The organism is Citrobacter sp. ABFQG, assembly GCF_004322975.1.
Taxonomy (GTDB): domain Bacteria; phylum Pseudomonadota; class Gammaproteobacteria; order Enterobacterales; family Enterobacteriaceae; genus Citrobacter; species Citrobacter freundii.
Genome location: NZ_CP036435.1, coordinates 2,330,755 through 2,350,077 on the forward strand (window position 1 = coordinate 2,330,755; position 19,323 = coordinate 2,350,077).

Annotated in this window: 19 protein-coding genes; 6 read left to right on the forward strand and 13 right to left on the reverse strand. The window is 51.4% G+C overall.

Annotated features, from left to right (window positions below):
* Positions 1-14 precede the first annotated feature (14 nt).
* Positions 15-983 (forward strand): DNA-binding protein YbiB, encoded by a 969-nt coding sequence (gene ybiB / locus WN16_RS11300; RefSeq protein WP_003035227.1) that lies wholly within the window; start codon positions 15-17, stop codon positions 981-983.
* Between the two features lie 162 nt (positions 984-1,145).
* A complete protein-coding gene (locus tag WN16_RS11305) occupies positions 1,146-2,231 on the forward strand; it encodes a malate/lactate/ureidoglycolate dehydrogenase (RefSeq protein WP_044701098.1) in 1,086 nt (361 codons plus the stop codon).
* A gap of 98 nt (positions 2,232-2,329) precedes the next feature.
* Here the strand turns inward: WN16_RS11305 and ybiJ are convergent, their stop codons facing one another.
* From ybiJ to mcbA, 5 genes are all read right to left on the reverse strand, one after another.
* On the reverse strand, positions 2,330-2,590 hold the full coding sequence (gene ybiJ, locus WN16_RS11310) for a DUF1471 family protein YbiJ (protein ID WP_003035231.1): 261 nt from the start codon (positions 2,588-2,590) through the stop codon (positions 2,330-2,332).
* A gap of 303 nt (positions 2,591-2,893) precedes the next feature.
* A complete protein-coding gene (locus WN16_RS11315) occupies positions 2,894-3,160 on the reverse strand; it encodes a DksA/TraR family C4-type zinc finger protein (protein ID WP_003035233.1) in 267 nt (88 codons plus the stop codon).
* A 75-nt stretch (positions 3,161-3,235) separates the two neighbouring features.
* Positions 3,236-3,913 (reverse strand): PKHD-type hydroxylase YbiX, encoded by a 678-nt coding sequence (gene ybiX / locus WN16_RS11320; protein WP_003837014.1) that lies wholly within the window; start codon positions 3,911-3,913, stop codon positions 3,236-3,238.
* Positions 3,914-3,956: 43 nt separating this feature from the next.
* Positions 3,957-6,242 (reverse strand): catecholate siderophore receptor Fiu, encoded by a 2,286-nt coding sequence (locus tag WN16_RS11325; protein WP_044701117.1) that lies wholly within the window; start codon positions 6,240-6,242, stop codon positions 3,957-3,959.
* A gap of 293 nt (positions 6,243-6,535) precedes the next feature.
* Entirely contained in the window at positions 6,536-6,796 is a 261-nt protein-coding gene (gene mcbA, locus WN16_RS11330; RefSeq protein ID WP_003837009.1) for a DUF1471 family periplasmic protein McbA, read from the reverse strand.
* A 210-nt stretch (positions 6,797-7,006) separates the two neighbouring features.
* On the opposite strand from mcbA, the gene rlmF reads away from it, so the two are divergent.
* A complete protein-coding gene (gene rlmF / locus WN16_RS11335) occupies positions 7,007-7,933 on the forward strand; it encodes a 23S rRNA (adenine(1618)-N(6))-methyltransferase RlmF (RefSeq protein ID WP_044701100.1) in 927 nt (308 codons plus the stop codon).
* On the opposite strand, the gene ybiO is transcribed toward rlmF, so the two are convergent.
* From ybiO to rhtA, 6 genes are all read right to left on the reverse strand, one after another.
* Positions 7,930-10,167 (reverse strand): mechanosensitive channel protein, encoded by a 2,238-nt coding sequence (ybiO, locus tag WN16_RS11340; protein WP_044701102.1) that lies wholly within the window; start codon positions 10,165-10,167, stop codon positions 7,930-7,932. The genes rlmF and ybiO overlap by 4 nt on opposite strands.
* A 118-nt stretch (positions 10,168-10,285) precedes the next feature.
* The gene (gene glnQ / locus WN16_RS11345) at positions 10,286-11,008 is read right to left on the reverse strand and encodes a glutamine ABC transporter ATP-binding protein GlnQ (RefSeq protein WP_003035246.1); all 723 of its coding nucleotides are present in this window, start codon (positions 11,006-11,008) and stop codon (positions 10,286-10,288) included.
* Positions 11,005-11,664, reverse strand: coding sequence for a glutamine ABC transporter permease GlnP (glnP, locus tag WN16_RS11350; protein ID WP_003035248.1), 660 nt, complete (start codon positions 11,662-11,664; stop codon positions 11,005-11,007). The genes glnQ and glnP overlap by 4 nt, the downstream gene beginning before the upstream one ends.
* A gap of 137 nt (positions 11,665-11,801) precedes the next feature.
* Positions 11,802-12,548 carry a glutamine ABC transporter substrate-binding protein GlnH gene (glnH, locus tag WN16_RS11355; protein WP_003837002.1) on the reverse strand — a complete coding sequence of 249 codons (747 nt, stop codon included), beginning with the start codon at positions 12,546-12,548 and terminating at the stop codon, positions 11,802-11,804.
* A gap of 365 nt (positions 12,549-12,913) precedes the next feature.
* Positions 12,914-13,417, reverse strand: coding sequence for a DNA starvation/stationary phase protection protein Dps (gene dps / locus WN16_RS11360; protein ID WP_003035253.1), 504 nt, complete (start codon positions 13,415-13,417; stop codon positions 12,914-12,916).
* Between the two features lie 301 nt (positions 13,418-13,718).
* Complete coding sequence (gene rhtA / locus WN16_RS11365) at positions 13,719-14,606, reverse strand: threonine/homoserine exporter RhtA (RefSeq protein ID WP_003035255.1); 888 nt, start codon at positions 14,604-14,606, stop codon at positions 13,719-13,721.
* 353 nt (positions 14,607-14,959) lie between these two features.
* On the opposite strand from rhtA, the gene ompX reads away from it, so the two are divergent.
* Positions 14,960-15,475 (forward strand): outer membrane protein OmpX, encoded by a 516-nt coding sequence (gene ompX / locus WN16_RS11370; RefSeq protein ID WP_003035257.1) that lies wholly within the window; start codon positions 14,960-14,962, stop codon positions 15,473-15,475.
* A gap of 64 nt (positions 15,476-15,539) precedes the next feature.
* Here the strand turns inward: ompX and WN16_RS11375 are convergent, their stop codons facing one another.
* The gene (locus tag WN16_RS11375; protein WP_044701104.1) at positions 15,540-17,126 is read right to left on the reverse strand and encodes a phosphoethanolamine transferase; all 1,587 of its coding nucleotides are present in this window, start codon (positions 17,124-17,126) and stop codon (positions 15,540-15,542) included.
* 276 nt (positions 17,127-17,402) lie between these two features.
* Entirely contained in the window at positions 17,403-17,531 is a 129-nt protein-coding gene (mntS, locus tag WN16_RS11380) for a manganase accumulation protein MntS (RefSeq protein ID WP_003836996.1), read from the reverse strand.
* A 186-nt stretch (positions 17,532-17,717) separates the two neighbouring features.
* On the opposite strand from mntS, the gene mntR reads away from it, so the two are divergent.
* Positions 17,718-18,191 carry a manganese-binding transcriptional regulator MntR gene (gene mntR, locus WN16_RS11385; protein ID WP_003035264.1) on the forward strand — a complete coding sequence of 158 codons (474 nt, stop codon included), beginning with the start codon at positions 17,718-17,720 and terminating at the stop codon, positions 18,189-18,191.
* Positions 18,188-19,297, forward strand: coding sequence for an anion transporter (locus WN16_RS11390; RefSeq protein ID WP_044701106.1), 1,110 nt, complete (start codon positions 18,188-18,190; stop codon positions 19,295-19,297). The genes mntR and WN16_RS11390 overlap by 4 nt, the downstream gene beginning before the upstream one ends.
* Positions 19,298-19,323 lie beyond the last annotated feature (26 nt).

Genomic DNA, 19,323 nt, shown 5'->3' on the forward strand with positions numbered 1-19,323 from the left:
GCAAGGAGTTATCGATGGATTACCGCAAAATCATTAAAGAGATTGGGCGAGGAAAAAATCACGCGCGTGACCTGGACAAGGATACTGCTCGCGGACTGTATACCCATATGATGAACGGCGACGTACCTGACCTTGAGATGGGCGGGGTGCTGATTGCGCTACGTATTAAAGGCGAAGGCGAAGCGGAGATGCTGGGCTTTTACGAAGCGATGCAAAACCACACCATTCGCCTGACTCCGCCAGTAGCCAAACCCATGCCGATTGTCATTCCCAGCTACAATGGTGCACGCAAGCAGGCGAATTTGACGCCGCTGCTGGCGATTTTACTGCATAAGCTCGGTTTCCCGGTAGTAGTGCACGGCGTCAGCGAGGATCCAACCCGCGTGCTGACAGAAACCATTTTTGAACTGATGGGGATTACGCCAACGCTGCATGCCGGGCAGGCGCAGGCAAAGCTGGATGGTCATCAGCCGGTGTTTATCCCGGTGAGCGCGCTGTGCCCTCCGCTGGAGAAACAGCTGGCGATGCGCTGGCGCATGGGCGTGCGTAACAGTGCGCACACGCTGGCTAAATTAGCCACGCCGTTTGCTGAAGATGCGGCGCTGCGTCTTTCCAGCGTTTCCCACCCGGAATACGTCTCGCGTGTGGCGAAGTTCTTCGGCGATATCGGTGGGCGCGGCCTGTTGATGCATGGTACCGAGGGCGAAGTGTATGCCAACCCGCAGCGCTGCCCGCAGATAAGCCTGATAGATTCATCCGGTGTGCGAGTGTTACAGGACCGACAAAGCGAGATGCCTGACGAGCCGGTACCGCTGCCGGTGGCAAAAGATCCGGAAACCACCGCGCGCTGGATTGAGCGTTGTCTGGCTGGCAGTGAGCCGGTCCCGGCATCGTTGAAAATTCAGATGGCCTGCTGCCTGGTGGCAACCGGTGAATCCGCCTCGCTGGCCGAAGGACTTGCCCGCGTCGAGCAAAGTTTCTGATTTATTTGTTATCCCGACGGGCCTTTTACCTGGTCTGTCGGTTTTCTCTTTTCGGCAACGTGAAATTTCTGCACGTTTATTGACCTCCTGAGCGCCGTGGCGCAGCATAGTTTGTTGAAAAATAAGAAACACAACAAACACGCGACACAACAGGAGATAACAATGAACAGTGGACATCGCTTCCATGTGCCAACGCTGCACGCCTTTATCCAGGCCGTTTTTCACCAGATGGGAAGCAATGATCAGGAGGCGCGGCTGGTGGCCGATCATCTGATAGCCTCTAACCTCGCCGGTCACGACTCCCACGGCATCGGTATGATCCCAAGCTATATTCGTTCATTCTCGCTGGGGCATCTGCAAATCAACCGTCATGCCAAAGTGGTAAAAGATGCGGGGGTGGTGATTACGCTTGATGGCGATTGTGCCTTTGGTCAGGTGGCGGCTCACGAAGCCATCACGCTGGGGATTGAAAAAGCTCGTCAGCACGGTATCGCCGCCGTGGCATTACATAATTCGCATCATATCGGACGTATTGGCTACTGGGCGGAGCAATGCGCGGCTGCAGGTTTTGTCTCAGTGCATTTTGTGAGTGTGGTCGGGATCCCGATGGTTGCACCGTTTCATGGCCGCGATAGTCGTTTTGGCACTAACCCCTTCTGCGTTGTTTTTCCGCGTAAAAATACCTTCCCGCTATTGCTCGACTATGCAACCAGTGCCATCGCGTTTGGCAAAACCCGTGTGGCATGGCATAAGGGCGAGCCGGTAGCTCCTGGATGTCTGATTGATGTGGAGGGGATGCCTACAACCGATCCTGCGGTAATGCAGGTTTCTCCGCTGGGATCGTTGCTAACCTTTGCCGAGCACAAGGGGTATGCGCTGGCGGCGATGTGCGAAATTATGGGTGGTGCGCTTTCAGGGGGTAAAACCACACATGAAGAGAGCCTGCAGACCAGCCCGGACGCCATCATCAACTGTATGACCACTATTATTATGAATCCGGAACTGTTCGGCGCGCCGGACTGCGACAACCAGGTCGCAGCATTTGCTGAGTGGGTGAAAGCGTCCCCGCATGCTGAAGATGCCCCGATCCTGTTGCCAGGTGAGTGGGAAGTGAATACTCGCGAGGAACGGCTGGAACACGGTATTCCGCTGGATGCAGGAAGCTGGCAGGCGATTTGCGAGGCGGCGCTGCAAATAGGCATGCCGGACGCCGTATTGCAGGAATTCCGTCAACGACTTGAACACTAAGCAAAAAAAAAGCCCGTCCAGTGGCGGACGGGCAAACAAAGGGTAACAAACAGGGTCAATGAGGGTTGGAGCATTGGGTCGTACAGGTAATCTTTCGGTTATTTATAGATAACCGCGGTGCCGCTCATTTTGTCTTTACCGACAGCGGAAGTGATGCTGTAACCAGTTGCGCCAGCAGCAGCCGCTTTCTCAGCCAGTTTGGCTTCCAGGCCATCCAGTGTGGTGGCGCCATCAGCAGAAACTACACCAATTTTATTCATGCTTTGTGCCTGAGTGGAGGAAACCGGCTCGGCAGCGAAAACGCCAAATGACAGGGTAGACAGGGCGATGGCAGCAACAGCAAATTTGATATTTTTCATGATTAATCTCTCGCAGGGTTGTTCTGTTAGTAGTCAGTGTTCTTTAAGAAGACGTTGTTCCGTCGATGTGATAAGTATCACGTTTTTTTTGGTGAGAGAAAATCGAATAGAATTGACGACATCAATCAAAAAAATTGAATGACAAATAACTTATTGAATATTAATAAATTCAGGCGAGGGATTTACAGTTCTTGTCATTGCGCTTTACAGAGAAACCAACAACGGCACATTTTGCCACACAGAGTGCGAAAAAGCGTGCTCGTAAAGGAAATCGTATGCGCTGAAACTTTTGGTAAAGATGAGTCAACGTAGCTGGCTATCTTTCGAACCTCTGCGATTATATCCTGAAAATGCCGCGCTATGTGAATCTTTATCCTGTTGGCAAGTGATGCACAAGCGTACCCCAGGTACGGCCTCACGTCTGGCCTGAGGGATAGGATTGCCACATTCTTCGCATTCATACAGACTTTCCCCCGTCGGTAACTCACCGCGGGCACGGGCAACAGCATCTTCAATAGTATTGTTGATCTGTTCGTTTACAGCGTCGTCATTTGCCCATCCGGATGCCATGTGTACCTCCTGCAGATGTCTACAGACTAAGTATAACGAAGATGATGGCTGAAAAACGACCATGCGCCAGCAGTATCAGATTTCAGACCATTCGCGCAGCAGGTTATGGTAGAGATTGAGTAATGACAGGATCTCGTTGCTCTCTCCATGACGAGCCTTCAGGGATTGAATGTTTTTATCCAGTTCAAAAAGCATGGCGCGATTTTTGTCGTCACGGATCATCGATTGTACCCACATAAAGGACGCCACACGAACGCCATGGGTTACTGGCGTGACGCAGTGCAGGCTGCTGGAAGGGTAAAGCACCAGATCGCCTGCCGGAAGCTTCACCGCATGCTGGCCGTAGGTGTCATTAACCAGCAGCTCTCCGCCTTCATAATCATCCGGATTACTCAGGAATAAGGTTGCGGAAAGGTCTGTGCGCATCCAGCCGTTCTCCGGATGGCTACGCACCGCACCGTCAACGTGAAAACCATAGGTCTCGTTGTCCTGGTAGCGATTAAACAGCGGTGTGGAGAGCGTTTTCGGTAGTGCTGCGGCGAAGAAAAGCGCGCTGTTATTTACCGCAGTCTGTACCGCCTGTTGTAAAACGCCGTAGCGTTCACTTTGCGTATTTACCTGCTGGTTGTTTTTAACCTGCGCCCCCTGAGCGCCGGTGGTTGCGCGGCCATCAACCCAGTCGGCTGCGTCCAGTTGCTCGCGAAACCAGGCTACATCCTGCGCCGACAGAACGCCGGGAATGTGGTACATCATCAGTGTTTCTCCTGAAAGTGGGGCTTTCGCCCCACGCGATGGATCAGAAATGCATATTGGCGGTGAGCAGGAAGGTTCTTGGCTCGCCTGGATGATAACGGTATCCACTCTTGTTTATGGAGGATACATAATCGGTGTCGAACAGGTTATAGACGTTTAGCTGGAAATCGAGATTGCGATTCACGCGATAGCCCAGTTTGGCGTCGGCGACCCAGTAACCTTCAGTGTAGGATGGCGTACCCACGGCGCCGTCCGAACCGCGATGCATACTGCCCACGTAGCGAGCGCCTGCGCCAACGGAAACATCGTCGGTTGCTTGATACTGGCTCCACAGCGTGAACGCATGTTCCGGCGTATAGGGCAGGGAAGAAGAACCATCCTGAGCAACGTTTTTGCCGCTGTGGATGGTGGCGCGTTGCTGGGTGTAACCCCCAATAATCTGCCATGCGGGGGTGATGTTGCCTGCTACCGAGAGCTCGTAGCCTTCAACGCGTTTCTCCCCGTACTGGGACCAGGTACCGTCGTCGTTCTGCTCAACTTCATTCTCAATATCCGTGCGGAAAATTGCGGCGGTTAGCAGCAGGCGCTTATCCAGCACCTCCCATTTGGTGCCAATCTCGCTAGTTTTCGCTTTCTGCGGTTTGAAGTCGGTACGGTTTGCGCTGTTACCGCTTCCGCCCTGAGCAAGGGCAAAGTTGCTGCCGCCCGGCGGTTGCTGAGAAACGGCATAGTTAATGTAGACATTGCCGTTATCGGTCAGGTGATACAGCGCGCCCGCTTTCCAGTTCACCAGATTGCCTGATTTGGCAGTATCCACAGTGGTGACCGGGGAACCTTTGGCGACGCCTGTCGGACATGCCACTGCACCACGGCCAGAAGCGCCGCAAGCGGTGGCGCTGTCATATTCAGTGCGGTAATTGTCGAGGCGAATACCACCGTTCAGCTCAAACTCACGGGTAATTTGTAGCGTATCAAAAGCGTATACGCCAAAGGTATCGGTTTGCCCGTTAGCGTTGGCGCCGTTACGCGATAATCCGCCGATATTCACGTCGCTGTTGGGATGATAAATATTAACCGGCGGCGGGGTAATCGGGGCTACGCCATAGTTGGTTTGTGTTTCGCGCGTCAACTCCACGCCAGTGCTGATGTCGTGACCGATGGATCCCGTGTAAAACTTTGAGGTCAGGTTGGTCTGGTTGGTCAGGATTTTGTTACTGACATCTTTGGTATTTGCCAGGCGTGACCAGGTCCAGGTGTCGACGCTGCTGGTGGGTTGCGTAATATTAGACGCACCGCCCATCACCGCCGTCATCAGATAATCCTGTTTAATGCGCGACCAGCGGGTGGTGTTGCGAATCGTGGTGCTGTCGTTCAGGTCATGTTCAAAACGCATCGTCGCGGTATCGGTCGTCGAATCGTCGTAATCCGAGTTGGTACCGTAGAAATTATGCGTATCCACTTTTCCTGAATGATTCAGTGCAGACGTCCCTGCGGAAGGCGCAGAATATCCCGGCAGACCGATGGTGGGAATACCCCCATCCGGCGTGTTGTGCTGAGTAACGTGCAGATAGTTCAGATGCAGTCGGTTCTCAGTCCCTAAGCCAAAAGCAAGTGAGGGGGCCACGCCGTAACGTTCATTCTTAACATTATCGCGACCGGCATCATGTGTTTTTTCACCCATCAGGTTTAAACGTGCGGCGGTGGTGTCGCCGATAACCTGGTTAATGTCCAGCGTACCACGGCGGAACCAGGCGCTACCGACGCTGGCCGACGCATCGATTCCTGAGTCGGTACGCGGCTGTTTGCTGATCATATTGATAGAGCCAGTCGGTGCGCTACGTCCATAGTCGGTACCGGAAGGACCTTTAATCACTTCGACCTGTTCGGTATTGAAGGTATCGCGCGTGACGCTGCCGATATCACGAACACCGTCGATATAAATACTGTTCGAAGTATCCGCGCCACGCATATAAACCGCATCACCGGTAGTGGAGTTGCCGTTTTCGCCAGCGAAAAACGCGCCAACGCCCGGTACGTTTTTCAGCGCATCGGTCAGATTTGTTGCGCCTTGATCCTTAATCACCTGCTCAGAAATCACCGTCATGGTGCGGGTGGTATCCGCCACCGGGCGGGAGAATTTAGGGTCGGCAGACTGTGTTGGGGCGTACAGCGAAGGTTTGGCCGCTTCAACGACCAACGTATCTTCTTGTTTTTTATCCTGATCGCCTGCTGCGACAGCCTGGGCTACCGGAGACAGGCCAATGCACAGACCGGCAAAAAAAGTCAGTGAATGAAAACTACTGGACGGCAAGTTGCGATTTTTATCCATTTTAATTAATGACTTATTATTTTTTGAGTAGACGGTTTCACTCACGCGAAGGGACATCTCTGTGGATGTTGTACCCTGCAGGTCTCGCGAAAATGAATGTGTAATTGATAATGATTTTAATAATCATTTCTAATCAGTGCGACGTTTTAACATTCATTAATTCAAAAATAAATACATTTATTTACATTGGATTCAAAATGCCAACACATTGATTACAAATTGAGCTGCAATGAAGTGAACAGCGCGCACATAACTGCATTCGGGATGAATGCAGTTAGGCTAAGGAAGGGGAGTTATTTATAGATAGTTGCGGTGCCGTACATCTGATTTTTACCGCCAGCAGAATTAACGACAAAGCCTTTTGCCCCTTGCTCTTTCGCTTTCTCTGCCAGCTTGTCTTCGAGATCGCTCAGGTTAGTTGCACCGGTAGCAGATACTGTGCCGGAAGCTTGTAGCTGACCGGTAGCTGGGCTGGTGTATGGCTGTGCAGCAAAGGAGGCAAATGTCATGCCGGTAAGTACGGTAGCGGCAAGTAATGTGAGGCATTTCTTCATGGTGATATCCTCTGAAAAACAACAGGTGTGCCTGATAAGTTTAGGTCGTCAGCGGATGACATTTACCGCAAAAAACTGGTGATGAACTGTCTGTTTTTCGAACAATCAGCAAAGCGTCAAACAGGCGTAAAAAATCAAATTTCCTTGTTGTGTGTGTTTACCGCGTGGCGTTATGCGGGTATCTTACGCCGCTGTTAAAAGGAGAATGCTATGTCCGCCCAGAAACCGGGATTACACCCACGCAACCGCCACAATGGCCGTTATGATCTTGCGACTTTATGCCAGGTTACCCCAGAGCTGACGCAATTTCTCACCCTCACGCCCGGCGGGGAGCAGAGTGTTGATTTCGCCAATCCGCAGGCAGTAAAGGCGCTCAATAAAGCACTGCTGGCGCATTTTTATGCGGTGAAAAACTGGGATATTCCGGACGGTTTTCTGTGCCCGCCGGTGCCTGGTCGTGCTGACTACATTCACAACCTGGCCGACCTGTTGGGGGAAACCAGCGGAACCATTCCGGCAAATGCGAGCATCCTGGACATAGGCGTAGGGGCAAACTGTATTTATCCGCTGATCGGCGTGCATGAATACGGCTGGCGATTCACGGGCAGTGAGAGCAGTAGCGAAGCGTTTAACAGCGCTCAGGCGATCATAAACGGCAATCCGGGGTTAACCCGTGCTATTCGTCTGCGCCGTCAGAAAGATGCTTCGGCAATCTTCAACGGTATCATTCACAAAAATGAGCAGTATGAAGCCACATTGTGTAACCCGCCATTCCATGATTCTTCGGCCTCAGCCCGCGCCGGAAGCGAGCGTAAACGTCGTAATCTGGGGCAAGATAAAGATGATGCGCTGAACTTTGGCGGACAACAGCAGGAGCTGTGGTGTGAAGGCGGCGAAGTAGCGTTCATCAAAAAAATGATCGTCGAAAGCCAGGCTTTTGGCCGTCAGGTTATGTGGTTTACCACGCTGGTTTCTCGCGGCGAGAACTTGCCTCCGCTGTACCACGCATTAACGGATGCGGGCGCGGTGAAAGTGGTCAAGAAAGAGATGGCCCAGGGGCAAAAGCAGAGTCGCTTTATTGCCTGGACCTTTATGGATAACGATCAGCGTCGTCGTTTTATGGCGCGTAAACGCTAAAGCGTTGGCTCGGTTGGCGGCAGCGGTTCGCTTGCCGCAGACGTTGGGCCATTCCCTGGTGCAGGCAACACTTGATACGTCTGTACCGGGGCGCGTATGTTGGCCAGATCGAAGTATTTCTTCACCTGGCTGTCGAGCGCAAAACGTACCGTCCACTGCTTCAGCGGCAAGGTGGTAAACGAGACCCGTAGTGTGAATGCCGTATTGGTTAATCCTACAATCCCGGCAAACGACGGCTCGCCGATAATCAGCCCGCGAATATCATCTTTTTCCATCACCGCAGCAACCGCATCTTTCAACGCCTGATTCGCTTTATCCGCATCCTCATGGCGGTCTACGTCGTAATTGGCGACGACTGAGCCAATGCCACGCACAAAGTTGGCGAAGGTCGTTATCGATGACCAGGGAATGATATGGTACGCCCCGGTGTCCTGACGCACGCCCACAGAACGGATGGACATCCGTTCAACCGTACCGGTGAGTGGACCGATGGTCACCAGGTCGCCGGTGTTCATGCCATTTTCAAACTGAATAAAAATCCCGGTAATAATATCTTTTACCAGCGTTTGCGAGCCGAAAGAGATAGCCAGCCCCAGCGCCCCGGCCCCGGCCAGTAAGGGGGCGATATTGACGCCGATTTCCGACAACACAATCATGATGGTGATCGTGCTGATAATCACCGCCAGTGCGTTACGAAACAGTGTCAGCAGGGTGCGGGTACGCGCGCTGGGTAACGGGCGACCATGAATATCGGAAGCCAGACGATTTTCAATCAGGCTGGCAAGGATTGTCCAGCCGATGGCGGAGAAGAATAAAATCAGCGCGATACGGATCAGGATATCCACTGTTTTTTCTCCTGCGCCGTAATGCAGCCAGTTCCAGAAGTCGAACAGCCCCCAGGCATTCAGTAGCAGCATCACCGCAACGCACACCGTCAGGATCCTGGCTACGCTTAACGCTGTCGATAGCCAGCCATTCAGCCGCTTTTGTAGTTCCGGATAGCTGCGCTGGGTGTGTGGCGAAAGGGTAATAGTTTTGGCTATCCAGCGGGAAAACATGCCGGAAACAAAGGCGGCAATTCCAATGATTACCAGGCTGCGCAGCGTAGCGCCCATCATGAATTTCAGGCTGTTGCCCGGATCAAACAGCGAAAAGAAAAACAGCACAATGAAATAGGCGCTGGCCAGCCAGTGCCATACCAACGCAAAAGCACGAATAAACAGACTGAAAAAAGCGAGGGATCTTTCCGCCAGATTCAGCAAATGCTGCGTTATCTCTTTCTTGTTTCTGAAAATCAGGTACAGCGCCCATAGCGTGATACACAACATGATGATGACGTTGGCCATCGCGCCGACCTGCACATTGACCTGATTCGAAATAATGGGCACGGCAACGATAAGCCCATAGCCAATCAGGCTGCTCAATGAACTCAAACGGCGATTCCAGTAGCATGCGCCAGCATCCTGAATGTTAAACGGGCGCAGCTCGGCCACCGTTGGGCAAAATATCAGGCGCAAAATGGCCTTGAAGAATTCAATCAGGGCGAAGGCATTGAGAAACAGGCTTTGCTGAAAGGCGATCGTGCGACTGCCAGCGTTCATTTTGTCGCTCAGTATCTGCCCGACAAATAATGTCAGCGCCAGCAGAAGCAAATCAATAATGAATGCGCCAACGATCATCGCCGGAAGCTGAAGCCAGTTGCTGCGTTCGCGGTTTTTGCGTCGTGCCCATTGTCCCATTTTGCGATACAACGGTAGCGCGCACAGGCGAACCAGCCAGAAAAAACCGAACACTGACACCGCCAGCATTAAAAAATGCGTCAGAGCATTGGTGAACGTTTGCGGATTAAAGGTCTTATGCGGGGCATCGGTAATATTGCGATAAAGCTGGGCAAAGCGGCTGGAGAGCGCCTCACCGTAGTGGCGGGTGACGTCCGTGACGTTTTCCAGTACCGTTTTTTCTTCCGTTAACGTGGGCGGGACAATGGTCGGCACCGGCTCGGCAGGAGGGGCAGTGGCCACTTTGCGTAACTGACCGATCAGCTCCTGACGCGAGGCGTCATTTTCCAACACATCGGCCAGTGCGCCGTAAGCCGCTTTTTTCTGTTCAATATCCGGCTCTTTCGCCGCTGTGGTTTGCGCGTTGGTTGATGTTGGCGTGGTGACGCCAGGTATCGTCACCGCCTGAGTCGGGAAACTCAACAGACAAACAAAAATGAACAGGATCCCGCGCATGACTCCTCCCATGAGAAAATAAATTCAAAAGGATAAGTATAGATGTCAGGGCGGGAGAGAATTGAAATGAGAGGATTCTGGTGAAAAACCTCCCTTCGGGCGAAGGGAGGCAGAGCTATCAGGATACGTGCTGCAAGAATTCCTGTAAGCGTTGGCTGGGCGGATTTTCAATCAGGGCCTGCGGATTACCGTCTTCGGCAATACGACCCTTATCAATGAAAATCAGGCGTGAAGCCACTTTTTCGGCAAAACCGATTTCGTGGGTCACAATCACCATGGTCATCCCTTCTTCCGCCAGATCCTGCATAACTTTCAGAACCTCATGACGCAGTTCTGGATCCAGCGCTGAGGTTGGCTCATCAAACAGCATCATTTTCGGTTTCACCGCCAGCGCACGGGCAATAGCCACACGCTGTTGTTGACCGCCGGACAGCTCAGAAGGGTAGTGATGCGCGCGCTCGGCCAGACCCACTTTCGCCAGCAGTTCTTTCGCCAGTTTCTCGGCCTGTTCTTTATTCGCCCCGCGTACGCGCTGCGGCCCGAACATGACGTTTTCCAGCGCCGTCAGATGCGGGAACAGATAGAACTGCTGAAATACCATCCCGGCTTCCTGGCGGATTAACCGCTCGTCTACCTTCGGATCGTTCACTTTCAGACCGTCGACGATCAGATCGCCAGAGGTTATCTCTTCCAGTTTGTTAATGCAGCGTAGCAAGGTAGATTTACCGGATCCTGACGGCCCGATAATCACCACTACTTCACCCTGTTGAATGTTCAGGTCAATATTGTGCAGCACCTGGGTTGGGCCAAAGTGCTTAGAAACGTTTTTAAATTCAATCACAGGATTTTCATCCTTCTTTCCAGACGACGCAGAATGAAGCTCAGCACCAGCGTTATGATCAGATAGAACACCGCAACGGCGCTCCAGATTTCCAGTGCGCGGAAGTTACCGGCAATGATTTCCTGGCCCTGACGGGTCAGTTCAGCGACGCCAATGACAATAAACAGCGAGGTATCTTTAATGCTGATGATCCACTGGTTGCCCAGCGGCGGCAGCATACGACGCAGCGCGAGAGGCAAAATAACGTGGCGAATAGTCTCTGTGCGTGAAAGTCCAAGGGCCAGTCCGGCTTCGCTGAATCCTTTATGGATTGAGAGCACCGCACCGCGGGTGATTTCCGCAATATAGGCACCGGAGTTGATCATGATGGTGACAACGGCGGCGCTAAAGGGGTCAATGCGTAAATCGTTAAATGCCATTGGTAGAGCGAAGTAAATAAACATTACTTGCACAACGATTGGCGTACCGCGAATGACTTCGATAAACACCAGCGCTACGTGGTTGGCGATCCAACCGCCGAAAGTGCGCGCAAACCCTGCTGCAAGTCCGATTATCAGACCGCCAGCCAGACCGAGGACCGAGATCCACAGGGTCATTTTGGCGCCTTCAATCAAAAGCGGGATGGCGGGCCAGATGGCACTCCAGTCAAACTGCATATGTCGTTCCTGTTACCGTGGTGTAAATATTCAAATGCCCGTTTTGCCGGATGTGCTGGGCTTATCCGGCTTACAGGTCTCAAAAATCCAGGCGTAGGCCCGGTAAGCATCACGCCACCGGGCAACGCTACCGGTTATTATTTAGGTTCAGTACCGAACCATTTTTTGTAGATTTCGTTGTAAGTACCGTTCTCTTTCAGCGTTTTCAGCGCGCCGTTCACTTTCTCACGCAGGTCGTCGCTGCCTTTCGGGAAGGCGATGCCGTACTGCTGGGCTTCCAGTGATTCGCCTACAGCTTTGAACTGACCATTGCCAGCTGTTTTGATGAAGTAAAGAATGTTTGGTGTGTCGTGCAGCACGGCGTCTGCGCGGTTGGTGCCCAGTTCCATATAGGCGTTATCGATGTTCGGGAACTGACGCAGGTCCTTGGTTTTGATATTCGCTTTCGCGTAATCAACGGAACCGGTACCGCTCTTAACTGCAACGACTTTACCATCCAGATCTTTTACGCTTTTGACGTCGTTGTTATTTGCTTTCACCATCACTAATAGACCGCTTTTGTAGTAGCCATCGGAGAAGTCGATCGCTTTTTTACGCTCATCGGTGATGGTGATACCCGCCAGCGCCAGGTCGACGTTTTTGGTTTGCAGAGCCGGGATGATGCCGCTGAAATCCATTGGTTTCAGTTCATAATCCAGTTTCAATTCTTTGGCAACGGCAGCCCACAGATCCACATCAAAACCAACGTATTTGTCACCCTGTTTGAATTCAAACGGTACAAACGCGGTGTCGGTTGCGACAACCAGTTTCTTGTCTGCGGCATGGGAGGACACCGCAAAAGCCAGGGTAAGTGCAGCCAGTGAAACTTTTAATACAGACTTCATAGGATTTCCTTTTATATCCACGGGGCGATCCCCTGCGAGAACATATGGCTTAATGAAAGAATCGTGCCAATTTTGCAACTCATTGTTTTAACAAGAGGGTATCTCGTTTCTCTGCACAATAAGTAGGGCAAAGCGAGTAATTTGCACTGTTTTGGGGCACTCATTTGGTGCGAACCAGCCACGGTGCAAACGGTATGACTATTTAGCGTAAAAATTGTTGATAAAACAATCTTTCGTTAACGATTGTGTGAGGTGATTATTACAAATAATTTACTTTGGAGTGACGAACGATCAATGTTATGCACCATAGATGTGCAAAACCCCCGCCGGAGCGAGGGTTATATAGGTAATTCTTATGTCTGCTGTTACTCAATGTTGGCTTCGATAAACCACAGGAATTTATCGAGGTCGCGAGAAGCTGCGGTAAAGATATCTGCGGTATCTTCGTCTTTTGCTTCGCTAATAGCCTTACGTACGCTGTTTGCAACTACGGCATAACGTTCAGCCAGTTCTTTTAAGTGGTCCTGTACGCTATGGATATCCAGCGGGTAACTTTTCAGAGGCGTTTTGCTATTAATAACCTGAGTTGTGCCCAGTGCCACACCGCCCAACTGTACGGCGCGTTCAGCCATTGTGTCGAGGTGATCGGTCAGGGCTGTACGGAAGCCATCCAGCATTTCATGTACCGCAATGAAGTTTGCGCCGCGCATGTTCCAGTGAGCCTGTTTGGTGATCAATGACAGGTCAATGAACTGGATTACTTGCTGATTCAGCAGTTCTACGGTCGCTTTCTTTTCGCTATCAGACACATCGTTGCGGGTATAAAGGAGGGCGGATGCTTTTGTTTTTACCAGTTTCGCGGTACTCATATTTTCATATCCTCTTGATATTTATGTCCCAACTCTTCAACGGAATTAAGTATAGCGCTAAATTTGGATTTTTTTTCCGGTGTTGCCTATTACTTTAATAGCGAAGAAGGGGTAAATATAAAATATCTAATAAAATCAATGAATTGAATGTTGTGTTTCTTGCGGGGTGTTATTTTTATGTTAATTTTGAGATTAAATGAAATATGCGGATGAGAAAATTATATTTTTTAGAATTATTATCACGCAGATTTACAATTGGATATTCTGCATGATTATGCAAACCATGCAGAATATTACGTGGTTAATTCACGTCGACTTGTTTTATTTGTGGCTCTTTACGAATAGTGAGCGTAGAGCCCATTGATGCGACGATAATGGCACCCAGAGCGAGTGTCTGGATAAGCGTCAGCGTTTCACCGAGGAAGATCATTCCGGAAACCGCTGCCAGGGCAGGTTCCATACTCATCAATGTACCGAAAGTACGCGTCGGCAGGCGCGTCAATGCAATCATCTCCAGTGAATAGGGAAGTGCAGTAGAGAGGACTGCAATGGCCAGGCCTAACGGCAGAATGGACCAATGCCACAGGGCATCACCAGCCTGGATCGCGCCGATTGGCACAAATACCAGTGCTGCAATTAATGACCCTACTGCGACGGTTGCCGGACCGTGTTCCGCCCCGGCTCGCTGCCCGGTAAGAATATAGATGGCCCAGCAGGCACCAGCCCCCAGCGCTAGCGCAGCACCGGTTAAATCGACGTGAGAAACGTCCTGACCTAATGGCAGCAGGAACCACAGTCCGAGTACAGCCAGTGCAACCCAAATGAAATCCACCGGGCGCCGGGATGAAAACAGCGCTACCGCCAGCGGGCCGGTAAATTCCAGCGCCACGGCAATTCCCAGTGGCACGGTCTGGATTGACAGATAGAAGAGATAGTTCATCCCGCCCAGAGACAGGCCATAAAACAGAAGGGGCAGGCGCTGTTCTTTGGCGAATCGCAAACGCCAGGGTTTAAAGAAGGCGATAAGGATGAGGGTGCCCAACGCAAGGCGCAACGCGGTAACGCCCGGCGCGCCGACGAGCGGGAACAGCGATTTCGCCAGAGATGCTCCGCTTTGAATGGAGGACATAGCAATTAGCAAAACCAAAATAGGCAACCAGACTGGCGCTTTACGTGACGACCCCGGCATCCTTTCTCCTGTCAAATTATGTCAATAGAAGTAAAACAGCGAGTGTAATGGAAATACACACATGCGGTTGAGTATTCGTTGAAAAAAAAATTGCTCAGTTCCGTACAATGGCATGAAAATGATGGATTAATAATCTGCGTGATTAGGAATAATCTGGATGAATGTGCCATATTGTGCGCGCAATAATGGCATTTTACTTTAGAAAAGTGATGTTAATTGAAAGAGATAGCGGATTTCTGAAATGTTCTGTTACATGAAAGACCCCGTTAGACATCGCTAATCGCAAAGAGTTTCCCATCAATTTTTGGTATATTTAAAACTTAAGATTTACTTGAAGCACATTTGAGGTGGTTATGAAAAAAATTGCATGTCTTTCAGCACTGGCCGCTGTTCTGGCTTTCTCCGCAGGTACTGCTGTAGCTGCTACTTCTACCGTTACCGGTGGTTACGCTCAGAGCGATGCTCAGGGCGCAGCGAACAAAATGAACGGTTTCAACCTGAAGTATCGCTACGAGCAGGACAACAACCCGCTGGGTGTTATCGGTTCCTTCACTTACACTGAAAAAGATCGTACCGATGCTTCTGGCGACTACAACAAAACCCAGTACTACGGCATCACTGCTGGTCCGGCTTACCGTCTGAACGACTGGGCAAGCATCTACGGTGTAGTGGGTGTTGGTTACGGTAAATTCCAGAACGCAGCATCCCCGGCTGACAACCACACCACCAGCGACTACGGTTTCTCTTACGGTGCTGGTCTGCAGTTCAACCCGATCGAAAACGTTGCTCTGGACTTCTCCTACGAGCAGAGCCGTATTCGTAGCGTTGACGTTGGCACCTGGATCGCTGGCGTGGGTTACCGCTTCTAATCACTTCGGTGATATGAAAAATCCGCCTCTCGGGGCGGATTTTTTTTGCCTGCAATATGAGCTGTTAACGAGATTTGGTCTCGAAGATGTCGGTACCAAGGTGGTTGTAGTCCACCTTCTGTAGCTTAAAGTTGGTGATGTACACCGGCCCGGCTTTTTTCTCTGAGATAAAGCGGTAGCTGTTGGTGATTTCTTTTGCGCTAATCCCTGTCCACTGCGAGAAAAAGCTGAGGAAATCATTGGCGGATCGACGGGCCTTAATCACCCGATGCGCTTTATCATCGCTCGACAGCACCATGAAAGGTACCTGGAAATTCTGCTGGAACTGATCGTCATGCGCCAGGTACTGCACCTCTTTTCCACGCTCTTTAAACGCGAGGCCATGATCGGAGAAATAGACCATCGAGAAGCTGGTACCGCTATTACGCAGCTGATCGTATAGCTGGCACAGTAGGTCATCCGTTTGCGTCATGGTGTACAGGTAGCAAGACGTCTCTTTTGACTGGACGAAAGTCTCGTACTTACCCTGCGTACGGTCACAGGCCTGCGGATGTGAGCCCATTAAATGCAATACAATGAGCTGCGGCTGAGTGCGCTCGGTTGCCAGCACCTGAGCGGTCATCTTTAACAGCGCTTCGTCACGGGTGTTTTTATCCGCTTCGAAGTCACCGTTCTTGAGGAACTGAACTTCATCAGCGCGTTTTGCAATGCTGGCGATGGCCGTGTCGTATTCACCAATTTGTCCCTGATTGGAAAACCACCATGTCTGGAAACCCGCGCGGTTGGCCAGAGTGACAAAGTTATCCTGGAACTGGGGCTTATTGTCGACCACCCGATTCAGCGTCAGGCCGAGTGACTTTTGCGTTGAACCGCTGGCAGCAATGTAATCCGCAAAGATGTAGCCGTTAACAGAGCTGGCAAACGGGGTGTTATCCCAGTGACCGCCAAACGCGCCTAACGCATCGCGGCGGGCGCTTTCGCCGATCACCACAACGTAGGTGTGATACTTCGGCTTCACGGCGGTTACGGTCCAACTGTCTTTCACGCTCGACAGCTTCGCCATACGCTCTTGTTCGTCGAGCACTTCGTTGTTATTGACGATCACGTCCTTGGCAAACCGGAAAACCGGATAGCCAGTGTCTTTCAGCTTGAACACGCCGCCCCAGGCCAGGTTTTGTACCGGGGTAACAAAGAATGCGACAATGCTGAACAGCAAACAAACGCTGTCGAACTTGTTCCAGCCACGCTTTTGTTCATCTTTTTTACGACGTACGGCGATAACGCCGAGGGCGAAAATAAACACCCCAACCAGATAACTGTACCAGGGGAAGATGGTCAGGATTTCGGTGGACTCTTCCATATTGGTTGAGTGCAGCGCCAGCAAGGTATTGAAGTTCGGTGAGCCGTAAGCCTGGCCGAACGGAAAATACATTGCCGCAATCAGCGAGCAAATGCCAATCAGCACTTTCTGCGCGCGTGGCGCGCTGCGCCACATCAGCATTAATATACAGGTGAAAGCAACGCTATAGAGCAGGCTAAGCGGATAGCCCAGCGCAAGATTGATCAGCAGAGACTGTAAGAAATAGAGGCCAGTCCACGGACTAATCGCCCGGCTGCGAGCAATGATTGAATCTTTGAGGGTTAAATTCATATGCCACTGTTACAAAAACGCCATGTGCTTACCCTGGCGCTAAGGGTCATTGCCTGCCTGAGAGAGCGAGAAGAGGGATAGGGTCCGCATCCGCGAGCCGCAATATATGCAGGGCTGCGAAAAGATAGAGTGTGCGCAAGAGAAGGTCAACTACTACAAAGAAATTGTTTTGCGAGGGACGTGGCAAAACTGACAAAAAGAAGGGTTATTGGGACGAAAACCACCACCGTACCCGGATGACGGCAGGAAAAAGAAGCGGCGTACCGCAACGCCGCATTAATTTTCTGAAGGTTTATCCTTCTCAGGTTTGCTGTTAATCATGTCACACAGCATAGAGATCAGCATCAACCGTACTTTAAAGGGAGAGTGGCTAAACACGCGTATACACCTCTTAAATTCATTCATGTAAACCTCCTGACTTCACGATCCCATCAGTCCTTGAGGGATGTCTTTATTATATACAGATATAGCACAGGCTATATTATATAGCTATTGCTAAAACGTTAATTTTTTGTGCCCGCGCAACTCTGGTTTACAATGAGTGCTCTCTAATCAGATGCCGTTAACGCGTCACAGTAACGAGGAAGCAGAATGAGTCGTCGCGCAGGTACGCCAACAACAAAAAAAGTGACGCAATTGGTGAATGTCGAAGAACACGTTGAAGGGTTTCGTCAGGTTCGGGAGGCGCATCGCCGTGAGCTGATTGATGACTACGTAGAGCTGATTTCCGATCTCATTATTGAGGTAGGTGAAGCGCGCCAGGTGGATATGGCCGCACGGCTTGGGGTTTCCCAGCCGACGGTTGCTAAAATGCTTAAGCGTCTTGCTTCAGTCGGATTGATTGAAATGATCCCCTGGCGAGGCGTGTTTTTAACCGCAGAAGGTGAACGACTGGCTCAGGAAAGTCGGGAGCGTCATCAGATTGTGGAGAATTTCCTGTTGATGTTAGGTATCAGTCCGGAAATTGCCCGTCGCGACGCGGAGGGGATGGAGCATCACGTCAGTAAGGAAACGCTGGAGGCTTTTAGCCGGTTTACGCAACAGCAAGGAACAGGCTCTGAATGAGTTTTTCTTTATTACGCGCCTTACAGCGCGATCGTTTTTTCCAGCTGTTAATCATCGTTGGGGTTGTACTGAGCCTGTTCACGCCATTTACACCCCGGTCGTGGCCGGGAGCAATTGACTGGCACACAATTATCACGCTTAGTGGCCTGATGTTACTGACCAAAGGCGTGGAGCTAAGCGGTTACTTCGATGTGTTAGGGCGCAAGATGACCCGCCGTTTCAAAACAGAGCGTCAGCTGGCGATATTTATGGTGCTGGCAGCGGCGTTGTTGTCGACGTTTCTGACCAACGATGTTGCGCTGTTTATTGTTGTTCCGCTGACCATCACTCTGAAAAAATTGTGCGCTATTCCGGTGAATCGCCTGATTATCTTTGAGGCGCTGGCGGTTAACGCCGGATCGTTGCTCACGCCAATAGGCAATCCACAAAACATTCTGATGTGGGGACGCTCAGGCTTATCGTTTACCGCGTTTACCTGGCAAATGGCGCCGCTTGCGGGGGCCATGATGCTGACGCTGGTGGTGCTGTGCTGGTTTAGTTTCCCGAATAAAGCATTGCATTATCACACCGGTACGCGCGCACCTGACTGGCAACCGCGTCTGGTGTGGGGCTGTCTGGTGTTGTATATCATCTTCCTTGCAGCACTGGAGTTAAAACAAGAGCTGTGGGGTCTGGCGATTGTGGCGGCAGGGTTCATGGTGCTGGCTCGCCGCGTGATCCTCAGCGTAGACTGGACGCTGCTGTTGGTGTTTATGGCGATGTTCATTGATGTGCACTTGCTGACGCAGCTTCCGGCCCTGCAGGGGATAACCCACCAGATTGGCGCGCTTTCAGCGCCGGGACTTTGGCTGACCGCCATTGGCCTGTCGCAGTTTATCAGTAATGTGCCCAGTACGATTTTGCTGCTGAACTACGTCCCGCCAACGCTGCTTCTGGCCTGGGCGGTCAATGTGGGCGGCTTTGGGCTGTTGCCAGGATCGCTGGCGAATCTCATTGCGTTACGGATGGCAAACGACCGCCGGATCTGGTGGGGTTTTCATTGGTATTCGGTACCGATGCTGATATGGGCGGCGCTGGTGGGTTATGGTTTGTTGCTAATGATGTAATTGATGTGGTGTGCCGGATGGCGGCT

Excerpts from the sequence above, each read along its gene's own strand:
- ybiB (WP_003035227.1), top strand. The coding sequence starts at position 15 with ATGGATTACCGCAAAATCATTAAAGAGATTGGGCGAGGAAAAAATCAC.
- WN16_RS11305 (WP_044701098.1), top strand. The coding sequence starts at position 1,146 with ATGAACAGTGGACATCGCTTCCATGTGCCAACGCTGCACGCCTTTATC.
- ybiJ (WP_003035231.1), bottom strand. The coding sequence starts at position 2,590 with ATGAAAAATATCAAATTTGCTGTTGCTGCCATCGCCCTGTCTACCCTG.
- WN16_RS11315 (WP_003035233.1), bottom strand. The coding sequence starts at position 3,160 with ATGGCATCCGGATGGGCAAATGACGACGCTGTAAACGAACAGATCAAC.
- ybiX (WP_003837014.1), bottom strand. The coding sequence starts at position 3,913 with ATGATGTACCACATTCCCGGCGTTCTGTCGGCGCAGGATGTAGCCTGG.
- WN16_RS11325 (WP_044701117.1), bottom strand. The coding sequence starts at position 6,242 with ATGGATAAAAATCGCAACTTGCCGTCCAGTAGTTTTCATTCACTGACT.
- mcbA (WP_003837009.1), bottom strand. The coding sequence starts at position 6,796 with ATGAAGAAATGCCTCACATTACTTGCCGCTACCGTACTTACCGGCATG.
- rlmF (WP_044701100.1), top strand. The coding sequence starts at position 7,007 with ATGTCCGCCCAGAAACCGGGATTACACCCACGCAACCGCCACAATGGC.
- ybiO (WP_044701102.1), bottom strand. The coding sequence starts at position 10,167 with ATGCGCGGGATCCTGTTCATTTTTGTTTGTCTGTTGAGTTTCCCGACT.
- glnP (WP_003035248.1), bottom strand. The coding sequence starts at position 11,664 with ATGCAGTTTGACTGGAGTGCCATCTGGCCCGCCATCCCGCTTTTGATT.
- glnH (WP_003837002.1), bottom strand. The coding sequence starts at position 12,548 with ATGAAGTCTGTATTAAAAGTTTCACTGGCTGCACTTACCCTGGCTTTT.
- dps (WP_003035253.1), bottom strand. The coding sequence starts at position 13,417 with ATGAGTACCGCGAAACTGGTAAAAACAAAAGCATCCGCCCTCCTTTAT.
- rhtA (WP_003035255.1), bottom strand. The coding sequence starts at position 14,606 with ATGCCGGGGTCGTCACGTAAAGCGCCAGTCTGGTTGCCTATTTTGGTT.
- ompX (WP_003035257.1), top strand. The coding sequence starts at position 14,960 with ATGAAAAAAATTGCATGTCTTTCAGCACTGGCCGCTGTTCTGGCTTTC.
- WN16_RS11375 (WP_044701104.1), bottom strand. The coding sequence starts at position 17,126 with ATGAATTTAACCCTCAAAGATTCAATCATTGCTCGCAGCCGGGCGATT.
- mntS (WP_003836996.1), bottom strand. The coding sequence starts at position 17,531 with ATGAATGAATTTAAGAGGTGTATACGCGTGTTTAGCCACTCTCCCTTT.
- mntR (WP_003035264.1), top strand. The coding sequence starts at position 17,718 with ATGAGTCGTCGCGCAGGTACGCCAACAACAAAAAAAGTGACGCAATTG.
- WN16_RS11390 (WP_044701106.1), top strand. The coding sequence starts at position 18,188 with ATGAGTTTTTCTTTATTACGCGCCTTACAGCGCGATCGTTTTTTCCAG.